The organism is Tardiphaga sp. (assembly GCF_041424195.1).
In the GTDB taxonomy this organism is placed as follows: domain Bacteria; phylum Pseudomonadota; class Alphaproteobacteria; order Rhizobiales; family Xanthobacteraceae; genus Tardiphaga.
The window spans coordinates 172,209-184,136 of the sequence record NZ_JBGMOE010000161.1 but is presented as its reverse complement, the minus strand read 5'-3'; the positions used below and the strand labels follow the sequence as shown (position 1 = coordinate 184,136).

9 protein-coding genes are annotated in these 11,928 nt (G+C 63.7%); 3 read left to right on the top strand and 6 right to left on the bottom strand.

All coding sequences use genetic code 11. From position 1 onward, the window contains the following. Window positions 1-3 precede the first annotated feature (3 nt). Genes infB through rimP form a run of 4 tightly spaced genes read right to left on the bottom strand, consistent with a single transcriptional unit; the run spans window position 4 to window position 5,995 of the window. Window positions 4-2,793: a translation initiation factor IF-2 gene (gene infB / locus ACEK02_RS21290; RefSeq protein WP_371423539.1), complete on the bottom strand. Its 2,790-nt coding sequence runs from the start codon at window positions 2,791-2,793 to the stop codon at window positions 4-6. A gap of 9 nt (window positions 2,794-2,802) precedes the next feature. Continuing rightward, window positions 2,803-3,591: an RNA-binding protein gene (locus tag ACEK02_RS21285; protein WP_371423538.1), complete on the bottom strand. Its 789-nt coding sequence runs from the start codon at window positions 3,589-3,591 to the stop codon at window positions 2,803-2,805. Window positions 3,592-3,607: 16 nt separating this feature from the next. Then, a complete protein-coding gene (gene nusA, locus ACEK02_RS21280; protein WP_371423537.1) occupies window positions 3,608-5,212 on the bottom strand; it encodes a transcription termination factor NusA in 1,605 nt (534 codons plus the stop codon). Window positions 5,213-5,215: 3 nt separating this feature from the next. Beyond that, window positions 5,216-5,995 carry a ribosome maturation factor RimP gene (gene rimP / locus ACEK02_RS21275; RefSeq protein WP_371423536.1) on the bottom strand — a complete coding sequence of 260 codons (780 nt, stop codon included), beginning with the start codon at window positions 5,993-5,995 and terminating at the stop codon, window positions 5,216-5,218. Window positions 5,996-6,363: 368 nt separating this feature from the next. Between rimP and ACEK02_RS21270 the strand changes: the two genes are divergently transcribed. After that, on the top strand, window positions 6,364-7,467 hold the full coding sequence (locus tag ACEK02_RS21270) for a DUF2336 domain-containing protein (protein ID WP_371423535.1): 1,104 nt from the start codon (window positions 6,364-6,366) through the stop codon (window positions 7,465-7,467). Here ACEK02_RS21270 and ACEK02_RS21265 read toward each other — a convergent pair. Beyond that, complete coding sequence (locus ACEK02_RS21265) at window positions 7,444-8,397, bottom strand: LysR family transcriptional regulator (protein ID WP_371423534.1); 954 nt, start codon at window positions 8,395-8,397, stop codon at window positions 7,444-7,446. The genes ACEK02_RS21270 and ACEK02_RS21265 overlap by 24 nt on opposite strands. A 126-nt stretch (window positions 8,398-8,523) precedes the next feature. Between ACEK02_RS21265 and ACEK02_RS21260 the strand changes: the two genes are divergently transcribed. After that, window positions 8,524-9,525: an aldo/keto reductase gene (locus ACEK02_RS21260; protein ID WP_371423533.1), complete on the top strand. Its 1,002-nt coding sequence runs from the start codon at window positions 8,524-8,526 to the stop codon at window positions 9,523-9,525. Window positions 9,526-9,528: 3 nt separating this feature from the next. On the opposite strand, the gene ACEK02_RS21255 is transcribed toward ACEK02_RS21260, so the two are convergent. Next, a complete protein-coding gene (locus tag ACEK02_RS21255; RefSeq protein WP_371423532.1) occupies window positions 9,529-10,329 on the bottom strand; it encodes a ThiF family adenylyltransferase in 801 nt (266 codons plus the stop codon). Between the two features lie 234 nt (window positions 10,330-10,563). Here ACEK02_RS21255 and ACEK02_RS21250 point away from each other — a divergent pair, with 234 nt between their 5' ends. Next, a complete protein-coding gene (locus ACEK02_RS21250; protein WP_371423531.1) occupies window positions 10,564-11,925 on the top strand; it encodes a serine protease in 1,362 nt (453 codons plus the stop codon). Window positions 11,926-11,928: the final 3 nt, after the last annotated feature.

The window sequence follows — 11,928 nt, the reverse complement described above, 5'->3', positions numbered from 1 at the left end:
GACTTACAGGGAGCGCTGGATGGTCTCTACGCGGTAACACTCGATCACGTCGCCGGCGCGCATGTCGCCGTAGTTCTCGAACGCCATGCCGCATTCCTGGCCTGACGCCACTTCCTTCACTTCGTCCTTGAAGCGCTTCAGTGTCGACAGCTTGCCTTCGTGCACGACGACGTTGTCGCGGATCAGGCGCACATTCGCGCCGCGTTCCACGGTGCCGTCGGTGACGCGGCAACCCGCAACCTTGCCGACCTTCGAGATGTTGAACACTTCCAGGATCTGCGCATTGCCCAGCATGGTTTCGCGCAGCGTGGGCGCAAGCAGACCGGACATGGCTTTCTTCACGTCATCCACGAGGTCGTAGATGATGTTGTAGTAGCGGATTTCGATGCCGTTGCGCTTGGCTGCAGCGGCAGCTTCCTTGTTGGCGCGAACCGAGAAGCCGATGATGGCGGCGTTGAAGCCTTCCGCCAGCGTGACGTCCGATTCCGAGATGCCGCCGACACCCGCATGCAGGATGCGCGCAGCGACTTCGTCGGTGCCGAGTTTCTCGAGCGAGCCGAGAATGGCTTCGAGCGAACCCTGCACGTCGGCCTTGATGATCAGCGGGAAGTCCTTGCGACCCGATGTCTTCAGCTGGCTCATCATCTGCTCGAGCGAGCCGCGCATGCCGTTGGTGGAGGCTGCGGACTTCTCGCGCTTCTGATGCGCACGGTAGCCGGTGATTTCACGGGCGCGGGCTTCGTTCTCGACCACGGCCATACGATCGCCGGCTTCCGGCGGACCGTTGAAACCGAGCACTTCGACCGGCACCGACGGACCTGCTGCGGTCAGCGTCTCGCCCTGATCGGAGATCAGTGCGCGGACACGGCCCATTTCGGCACCGGCCACGATGATGTCACCGACCTTCAGGGTGCCGCGCTGAACCAGCACGGTTGCCACCGGACCACGACCACGATCGAGCTTGGCTTCGATCACGGTACCTTCCGCCGGACGTTCCGAATTGGTCTTCAGGTCGAGAATATCGGCCTGCAGCGCGATCATTTCGAGCAGCTTGTCGAGATTGGTCTTGTTCTTCGCCGACACTTCGACGTCGACCACGTCGCCGCCGAAGGATTCGACCTGCACGTCATGCTGCAGCAGTTCGGTGCGTACGCGCTCCGCCTTGGCATCGGGCTTGTCGATCTTGTTGATCGCCACGATCATCGGCACGCCGGCAGCCTTGGCGTGATTGATGGCTTCGATGGTCTGCGGCATGACGCCGTCATCGGCCGCCACCACCAGGATAACGATATCCGTAACCTTGGCGCCGCGGGCACGCATCGCGGTGAACGCAGCGTGGCCGGGCGTATCGATGAAGGTGATCTTCTTGCCGCTCTCGGGCGACATGACCTGATACGCGCCGATATGCTGGGTGATGCCGCCGGCTTCGCCGGACACGACATTGGCATGGCGCAGCGCGTCAAGCAGCGAGGTCTTGCCGTGGTCGACGTGGCCCATGACGGTCACAACCGGCGAACGCGGTTCGGTATCGGTGGAATTGTCGACCTTGTCGAACAGACCCTCTTCGACGTCCGATTCGGCAACGCGCTTGACGGTGTGGCCCATTTCTTCGGCCACCAGCTGCGCGGTGTCGGCGTCGATGACGTCGTTGATCTTGTGGATCGCGCCCTGCTTCATCAGCAGGCGGATAACGTCCACGGCACGCTCGGCCATGCGGTTGGCGAGTTCTTGAATCGTGATCGCTTCCGGGATCGTGACTTCACGAACCAGCTTTTCCTTCGGCTCGTTCGACTGATGACCCTTCAGGCGCTGGGTGCGGCGGCGGAACGAGGCGATCGAACGCTCGCGCACATCGCCGGCCGACAACGCGGTGACCACGGTGAGACGGCCGCGCTCCTTCTGCGGGCCGGGCTTGGCAGTGGGCTTCGGCGCGATCACGGGGCGCGCGGCGCCGCCGGGACCACGGCGAATAACGCGCGGACCTTCATCCTCGTCGGTGCCATCGGCAGCGACGCCGGGCGCACGCGCAGGCGTAGCTGAGGTGGCGCCGGGACGGGCCGTCGTCGTGGCCGACTTGGCGGCCTTCGCATCGGCTTCAGCCTGACGGCGCTTGGCCTCGACTTCGGCGCGGCGCTTGGCTTCTTCTTCCTGGCGGTGACGCTCTTCCTCGGCCTTGCGACGGGCTTCGGCGGCTTCACGCTCTTCCTGTTCCTTGAATTCCTTGGTGTTGCGGCGGGCCGCCTCGATCTCGGCGAGACGACGCTCTTCCTGCTCGCGCACGCGGGCATCGGCCAGCGCGCTGGCGCGGGCATTGCGCTCTTCCTCGGTCAGGGTACGGAGCACGACGCCCGAACCCGAACGAGCCGGGGGCTGCGAGCGCTGCGGCGCGCGCGATGGCGCTGCGGGGGACGGAGCGGAGCTGCGTCCTGCGGGAGAAGGTGCAGCAGTGCGGGGAGCCGGTGCGGCCGGTGCAGGTGCAGGCGCAGCAGCGCGCGCAACCGGCGCCGCGGGCGCAGCAGTTGCAGCGGGAGCAGCCGGCGCAGCAGCAACGGGAGCTGGTGCAGCAGTCTCGACAGGTGCCGGAGCAGCCGGTGCCGGAGCAGCCGCGACAGGCGCAGCAGCCGGCGCATCGCCGGGCATACGGCGCTTGCCGCGCTTCTCGACCACCACCTGCTTGGTGCGGCCATGGCTGAAGCTCTGGCGCACAGTGCCCTGCTCGACGCGCGGCTTGAGCGTCAAGGTCTTGCTGGGAACGCTCAGAGTCTTGTCACCAGGCGTTTTCGTATCAACCATTCAGCAGTCCTAATCTTGTTGCGTTGTGCGCGGTCGCACAGTCGTCGAAGTTTCGATCAGCGAGATCGTTGGCGTCAGCGGCTCCGTCTCCGGCGCAGCAGTTGTCAGCGAAGCTTTGGCGCTTGCGTTGATGTCGTCGTCAGCCAGCCGGTATTGGACCAGAGTCTGGCTGCGTGACAGGAACGTTTTGCCCGCCGGGCCCGTAAGCACGGCAGCATGTATCACATTTGACCGCCCCAATGCCAAATCCAATTCATCGGAGCTCAAAACCGTCATGATCGGCAATTTCGGCGCGTCATCGCCGGATTCCGCGTCAAATTCCACGCGTTGCCGGGCAATGCCGTCCAGTTTGCGGATTCCATCAGGGGCGCCGTTGGACGCGTGGAGCAGAACACCGACCGTTCCGCGGCGCAGGGCGTCTTCGACCTTGGTGAAACCGGAGACCACCTGACCGGCCTTGGCGGTCATGGCCAACGCCTCGATAACACCGCGCACCATCAGCCTGTCGGTGTCGTCAGCCAGGGTTGGCGACGCCTTGACCGCTTTCTTGAAGCCCTTGGCGAAAAGATTGCGCTTGGCCGCCTCGGCCACCGCCTTGCGGGAGGCCGTGACCCAGAGGCCGCGGCCAGGAAGCTTGCGCTTCAGGTCCGGGATCGCCTCGCCCGTGGGCGCGACGACGAAACGGATCAGATCATCGATCGGGCGCACGCTCCGCGTGACCACGCACATCCGTTCGGTCCCGGGCTTGGTGCTCCGGGGGCCGTTATCCAGATCTGCTTGGTCAGCAATGGCGAGCATGCGCGTGGCATTGTCCTTACGCTTCTTCGGTGGCGTCGAGCGCAGCACCCTTGTCGAGATCGGCCTGGGTGATCCAGCCGGCCACGACGCGGGCCTGCATGATCAGCTGCTCGGCGTCTTCACGGGAGATCTCGCTGGCATCGAGAATGCCCGGGTGCTTGGTCGGCTCGGAGCCTTCCTTGCGCTCGGTCCAGCCCACCAGATCGTCGGTGGCGCAGCCGGCGAGATCCTCGACGGTCTTGATGTCGTTTTCGCCGAACTTGACCATCATCTTGAGGGTCACGCCCGGAACATCCTTCAAAGCGTCTTCCACACCCAGTTCCTTACGTTTGCCTTCGAGTTCAGCTTCGAGCTGCTCGAGATATTCACGTGCGCGGCTCTGCAATTCGGCCGCTGTTTCGTCGTCGAAGCCTTCGATGCCAGCCAGTTCCTTGGCATCGACCATCGAGAGCTCTTCCACCGAGGTGAAACCTTCCGACGCGAGCAGCTGACCGACGACTTCGTCGACGTTCAGCGCTTCCATGAAGACGCGCGTGGAATTTTCGAAATCGGCCTGGCGACGTTCGGATTCTTCCTGCTCGGTCAGGATGTCGATATCCCAGCCGGTCAGCTGCGAAGCCAAGCGCACATTCTGGCCGCGACGACCGATCGCAAGGGATAGTTGGTTATTGGTGTCCGGAACGACAACCTCGATACGCTCACGATCTTCATCGATCACGACTTTCGAGACTTCTGCCGGCGCCAGCGCGTTCACCACAAAAGTGGCGATATCCGGCGACCACGGAATGATGTCGATCTTTTCGCCCTGCAACTCATTGACCACGGCCTGCACGCGGGAACCACGCATACCGACGCAGGCGCCAACCGGATCCACCGACGAGTCGCGCGAGATCACGCCGATTTTCGCGCGCGAGCCGGGATCGCGGGCCACGGCCTTGATCTCGACGATACCGTCATAGATTTCAGGCACTTCCTGCGCGAACAGCTTGGCCATGAATTGCGGATGGGTGCGCGACAGGAAGATCTGCGGACCGCGGGTCTCGCGGCGCACGTCAAACACATAGGCGCGGACGCGATCGCCGTTGCGGAACACTTCGCGCGGCAGCATCTCGTCGCGGCGCACGATGGCTTCGCTGCGGCCGAGATCGACGATCACCGAACCGTATTCGACGCGTTTGACGATGCCGTTGACGATCTCGCCGATGCGATCCTTGAATTCCTGGTACTGCCGGTCACGCTCGGCTTCGCGCACCTTCTGCACGATGACCTGCTTGGCCGACTGCGCGGCGATACGGCCGTATTCCAGCGGCGGCAGTGTGTCGGCAATGGTATCGCCGATCTGCGCACCCGGATTGGCGCGCTGCGCGTCAAACAGCGAGGTCTGGTTCGACGAATTCTCGACGTCCTCGACCACCAGCATGTGGCGCGTCAGCGACAACTGGCCGGTCTTGGGATGAATCTCGGCATGCACATCGGTTTCGGAGCCGTAACGCGCACGGGCCGCTTTTGCGATCGCTTCTTCCATCGCCTGGATGACGATGTTGCGGTCGATCGATTTTTCGCGCGCGACGGCGTCGGCGATCTGCAGCAGTTCGAGTTTATTGGCGCTAACAGCGGCCATAGCTCATTCTCCTTCGATGGGATCGATTTCGCCTCGGCGCGCACGATCGGCGGCCAGACGATGTTCTTTGGTATTCTTCGGCAAAGGCTTCTTGGCAGCTTTCGCGGCCTTGAGTTTCGGCTTCGGCGCAAAGCTCTTTTTCGGATCGCTGCGCTTGGCATGGGGGGCCGGCGGCGGCGCCAGACCGAGCTCTCGCTTGAGATCAAGCTCGGCGTGCTTGCCGCGGCGCATGGACTCGGCAATCAGCTCGTCGGTCAGCACCAGGCTGGCATTGGAGATGTCTTCCAGCGGCAACCGCGTGATGGGGTCCTCGCCGTCCCGGGCGCCTTCGCGCTCGATCAGCACGACATCGCCCTCGATAGCGCCGAGCAGGCCACGGAAGCGTTTGCGGCCGCCGACGGCGACAGCCATCTCGATCTTAACCAGATAGCCATGATAACGCTCGAAATCGGTGCGCCGGACCAGCGGACGATCGATGCCGGGCGAGGAAATTTCGAGGCGATAGGCGCGCTGGATCGGATCGGCGACGTCCATCACCGGCGACAGCGCGTTCGAGATCGCCTCGCAATCCTCGACCAGCATCGTGCCGTCCGGCCGCTCTGCCATGATCTGCACGGTGCAGCCGAGTTCGCCCGAAATCTTGATCCGCACCAGCCGGTAACCGAGGTTTTCAAGCACAGGCGTGGCGACAGCCGATACCCGCGCCGCAGCACCCGGCTCGATCACCAGGCGCGGCTCGGAAAGCAGCTCGGTATCAACGGTTTCTGGCTTTTGGTCGGTCATGTCCAGGATCGAATTATTCCGGTTGGAGAATATCTGAATTCGCGTGCCGCCTGCAGATAGGGTCGTGTCGCGTCGGGCTTTCGGCCCTTCCTTGGACCCGGACGAACCCCGCCGGGATCACCAGCCAGGGCCCATTCAGGTAATAAAAAAGAGCGGGTCCCGAGGGGCCCACTCTCAAACGCGATCGTATGAGAACCTAATAACTTGTGGGCGATATAGCCGTTTTCCAGTGCGCCGGCAAGGTCGCAGTGGCTGCCCGGCAATATTTCTGCAACCCGCGGTAGCCCAATCCTGCGGCTAACCGTTCCTTCACGAACCCGATCTAGGGTGCGCCAGCCTTTCCGTATGGTGGTGTTGAGTATTTTTTGATGGCTGAGGCGAAATCGCTCATTCCGGGCCTGGATAACATCGTCAGAGATAGCGATCCGAAGCGCCGCGGCGAGGCGGTGCGTAAGATTTCAGAGCTCTTCCTGAAGGGTGCTTCCCGCTATCAGCCAGCCCATGTCGATCTGTTCGACGGTATCCTGACCAGTCTGGTTCCACAAACCGAGGTCGAAGCGCGCAGCGCGCTGGCCGAACGGCTGTCCGACCTCGTCAATGCGCCGCCGCAACTCATCGCCCTGCTGGTCCGTGACGACGAAATCCTGATCGCCGGGCCACTGCTGCGCCGCTCGCCGTTGATCGACGAGCCGACGCTGGTCGACATCGCCAAGATTCAGGGCCAGTCCCATCTGCTGGCGATTTCCGACCGCTCGACGCTGACGCCGCGCCTCACCGACGTGATCGTCCGCCGCGGCGACCGCGACGTGATCCGCCGGGTCGCCGGCAATGCCGGCGCCGCTTTCTCGCAGCTCGGCTATACCGGCCTCATTCGCCGCGCCAGCGATGACGGCGTGCTCGCCGTCACCATCGGCCAGCGCGACGATCTCGGGCCCGATCAACTCAAACACCTGCTGGCGCAGTCGGTCGAGGTGGTTCGCCGCCGGCTGTTCGATGCCGCAGCCCCTGAACTGCGCACCGCGATCAACCGCGCGATGCAGGACATCACCGGCGCGCCGACGCACCTGACCGTCACCCGCGACTTCGCCACCGCGCAGCGTGCCATTCGCAAACTGCACCAGGCCGACGAACTGAACGAAGGCGCGCTTTTGCGCTTTGCCCGCGCCCATCAATATGAGGAAACCGCCGCTGCCCTGGCCGCCCTGTCGGGCGTGCGGATCGGAACCATCGACCAGCTCCTCAAAGGCGACCGCGACGATCCAATGCTGATCCTCGGCAAATCGATCGGGATTTCCTGGGCCACCGTTCGCGCCCTGATGACGCTGCGCCTGGGCCCCGGCCGTTCGCCTGCCGCCGCCGATGTCGAGGAAGCCCGGCAGAATTTCGAGCGCCTGGTGCCCGCCACGGCACAGCGCGTGCTGACCTTCTGGCAGACCCGCGAGAACGCCTCAGCGATCCCCCTGCCGCTCTGATCCGCCGGGGCTGTCCGGGGCCGCAGCCCGCCGCTCCCGTTTGCGCCACTCCGCCACAAAACTCACGAACGCCGCCAAAGCCGGCGGCGGCTGCCGGCGGCTCGGATAATACAGGAACGGGCCCGGGAATGGCGGCAACCAGTCTTCCAGCACGCTGATCAGCCTCCCGGTCGCGAGGTCGTCCCGGACATAGCCTTCAAACACCGCGTAAAAGCCAAGTCCGTCCCGGGCCGCTTCCAGCCCCAGGCGGGAATAGCTCGCCAAGAGCGGCCCCCGCGGCGGTATCCGGATCACCTGTTCGTCCTTTTCGAACTCCCATTCCGGAATCGAACCGTTGTCGAAACGCGTCCTGATGCAGCAATGCTGCAGCAATTGCTGCGGTGCGGTAGGGCGCCCATGCTGCGCAATATATTGCGGGGAAGCCACCATCACGAAGCGCTGTGGCGGCCCCAGTGAGACCGCGATCATGTCCTGCGCCAGATCCTCGCCATAGCGAATGCCGGCATCGAACCCCCTGGCGACGATGTCGATCAATGACGTCTCGGCAACGATCTCAAGCTCAACCTGCGGATATTGCTGCAGAAATGGAGTGACCATCGGCGCCACGACGATATCGATGGCTGGTGCCGGAGCGTTAATCCTGAGACGGCCAGACGGCACCTCACCGAAATCGCGAATTTCCTGCAACGCAGCATGAACGTCGCCCATGGCTGGAACGATTTTGCGCTGCAGCAATTCGCCGGCCTCGGTGAGCGCGACGCTGCGCGTTGTGCGATGCAGCAAACGTACCCCGAGCCGTTCTTCCATGTCGCGCAGGCGCTGGCTCAGGCTGGACACCGAAACATGGGTCTCCACCGCAGCCCTCCGGAAATTCCGGGTCCGGGCCACCGCCAGAAAGGCCGCCAGATCGCGCAAATCGAGATCGCTCATTGTTCGCCAAAGTGAACAAGGCTTTCGAGATTGTCCAGCTTATCGGATCAATGGCGCGGGCTCATATCCGGCAGCAGCGGCAAGGATCGGTATGGATCGGACCTGCCGCTTTCTGGGAGCACCACCATGAACCATCTTCAACTCGGAAAGACCGGCCCCAAAGTAGGCGCCCTCGGCCTCGGCTGCATGGGTATGTCGGATGTCTACGGCCCCGCCGACCGCGGCGAGAGCATTGCCACCATCCACGCCGCATTGGAGGCCGGCGTCACCCTCATCGATACCGGCGACTTCTACGCCATGGGCCACAACGAACTCCTGATCGCCGAAGCCCTGCGCGGCCGCAGCCGCGACAACCTGCAGCTTTCGGTCAAATTTGGCGGCATGCGCCATCCCGCCGGTGCCTTCATGGGTTTCGACAACCGCCCGATAGCCGTGAAGAATTTCGTGGCCTATTCGCTGGTGCGGCTCGGCGTCGAGGCCATCGACATCTATCGCCCGGCCCGGCTCGACCCCAATGTGCCCATCGAGGACACCGTCGGCGCCATCGCGGACCTGATCAAGGCCGGTTACGTCAAACATATCGGCCTGTCCGAAGTCGGCTCCGAGACCATCCGCCGCGCCCATAAAGTGCACCCGATCGCCGACCTGCAGATCGAATATTCGCTGATCTCGCGCGGCATCGAGGACGACATCCTGCCGACCTGCCGGGAGCTCGGCATCGGCATCACGGCTTACGGCGTGCTGGCGCGCGGTCTCATCGGCGGCCACTTCACCAAGAACGGCATGAACGCAAAGGACTATCGCAGCCACAGCCCACGCTTCAGCGCTGCAAATATCGATCAGAATCTGGCTTTGGTTGAAAAGATCCGCGTTATCGCCAGCGAGATCGGTGCCTCGGTCGCGCAGGTCGCCATCGCCTGGGTTGCCGCGCAAGGCCAGGACATCCTGCCCCTGGTCGGCGCCAGGCGGCGCGATCGACTCACTGAAGCGCTGGGATCGCTGGATGTGAAACTCACGCCCGCGCATCTCAAGGCGCTGGCGGAGGCGATCCCGGCCGATGCGGCAGCCGGCGGCCGCTATCCGGAGGAGCATCTGGCGCATCTGGACAGCGAGAAGAAGCGGGCCTGAAGATCACAGATACGCGCTCAAATCCCTGATGCTCGGCGCATCCCCGTTCAGCGGATTCGCCGGGTCGCGCCCGTAACGCAGCGTTTCAAAGCGCATGTTGCGGGCGTCGATCATCAGCAGGCGTCCGACCAGCCCCTCGCCGAAGCCGACGATCTCGCGGATCGCTTCCAGCGCCATCATCGAACCGACCATGCCGGCCAGCGCGCCCATGACGCCGGCTTCCTGGCAGCTCGGCACCGTGCCCGGCGGCGGCGCTTCCGGGAACAGGCAGCGATAGGTCGGATTCAACACGCCCGCTGCATTGGTCTCATGAGCCCGGATCGTGGTCAGCGACGCATCGAAGGTGCCGAGCGCCGCAGAGATCAGGGGTTTCTTCGCGAGATAGCACGCGTCTGACATCAGATAGCGCGTGACGAAATTGTCGGAACCGTCGAGCACGAGATCGTAGCCCGACAACAGCGCCATCGCATTCGCGGCATTGAGCCTGACAGCATGGCCGACAAATTTCACATGCGGGTTGAGCGCATGGATCTTTGCGGCCGCGCTCTCGGTTTTCAGCGCGCCGATATCCGGCGTCGCATGGATGATCTGCCGCTGCAGATTGGACAGCGATACCGTGTCGTCATCGATCACGCCGAGTGTGCCGATGCCCGCCGCGGCCAGATACATCAGCGCCGGTGCACCCAGCCCGCCGGCGCCGATCACCAGCACTTTCGCGCGCTGCAGCGCAGCCTGGCCGGGACCGCCGACCTCGCGCAACACGATGTGGCGCGCATAGCGCTCGAGTTCATCGGCATTCAGCATCGCAATAGTCGCTCCAAACTCCGACCCTCGTGGTGAGGAGCGCGCTTCTTGCGCGCGTCTCGAACCATGAGATGAACAGCTCATCCTTCGAGACGGCGCTGAAGAAGCGCCTCCTCAGGATGAGGCCACAGATCAGGTCCCGCATTGTCGTGAACCCTTCCCGCGCTGTCACCGACCCACGAGATGTGCTTAATTCCACTGAAATCAATCACCAGCTTCAACACCGGACATGTCATGAGATCGATGCTTTCAGCAACATTGATGATCGTGGCAGCCTCTGCGGCGCATGCGCAGGTGCAGGCGACGCCTCCCGCGGTGCAAGGCATCAAACCCAAGCCGGTGACGACCACGCCGATCCGCCCGGCGCTGCAGACCCCCGCGGACACCGCCAATGCCATGGCGCAGGCCGAGCGGCTTGGGATCCAGTCGGATCTGGCATGGACCGGGCAGTATAACGGCGCCATCACCGGCGAGGTCTCGGATCGCATGGTCAATGCGATCAAGACGTTCCAGAAGGACAACGGCGCCAAGCAAACGGGCGTGCTGAACCCGCAGGAGCGCGATCTGCTGCGCGCCGCGGCGAAGAAGCTTCAGGACAATGTCGGCTGGAAAATGGTCACCGACATGGTGACCGGCGCACGGCTCGGCATTCCCGGCAAGCTGGTGCCGCAGCAGGCCTCCGACGCGAACGGCAGCAAGTGGTCGTCATCCACCGGCACGATCCAGATCACGCTGGCGCGCCGCAAGGAGGACGCGCCTTCCACCGCGAAGCTCGCCGAGGCGGAGCGCAAGGAGCCCGGCCGCAAGATCGACTATCAGGTGGTGAAGCCGGATTTCTTCGTCCTGTCCGGCCTGCAGAACCAGAAGAAGTTCTACATCCGCGGCCAGTTCAAGGACTCCGAGGTCCGCATCCTCTCGATCTTCTATGATCAGGCGACCGAAGGCACGATGGAGCCGGTGGTGATCGCGATGTCCTCAGCCTTCAACGCATTCCCCATCGGCGCGCAGGCGATGGGCCCGCCGCCCCGCAAGAAAGTCGAATATGCCAGCGGCATCGTGGTGAGCGATGACGGCGCCATCGTCACCGACCGACAGGCGGTGGATGGCTGCATGTCCATCGTCGTTGCCGGTTATGGCAATGCGGACAAACTCGCCGAGGACAAGGCGCACGATCTCGCGTTGCTGCGTATCTATGGCGCGCGCGAGCTGAAGCCGCTGTCGCTTGGTACGCGTGCTGCAAAACCCAATCTCGATCTCATCGGGATCGCCGATCCGCAAAGCCAGGGCGGCGGCGCAGCGATCACCAGTGTGAAGGCAGTCGCCGCACCGGTCGGCACCGGAAGCGAACTGGCGCTGTCACCCGCCCCGGGGCTCGGCTTTGCCGGCGCAGCCGCCATCGACAGCGACGGAAAATTCGCAGGACTCGCGCAATTGAAGCCGCTGCTCGTGGCCGGTCCGCCGAATGCGGCGCCGCAGGCGGCTCTGGTGCCCGCGGATCTGGTGCGGAATTTCGTGAGAGCGAATGGCGCGAGCGCGACCGGCACCTCGGCCGACGCCAAGGCTGCGATGGTGCGTGTGATCTGCGTGCGAAAGTAGTTT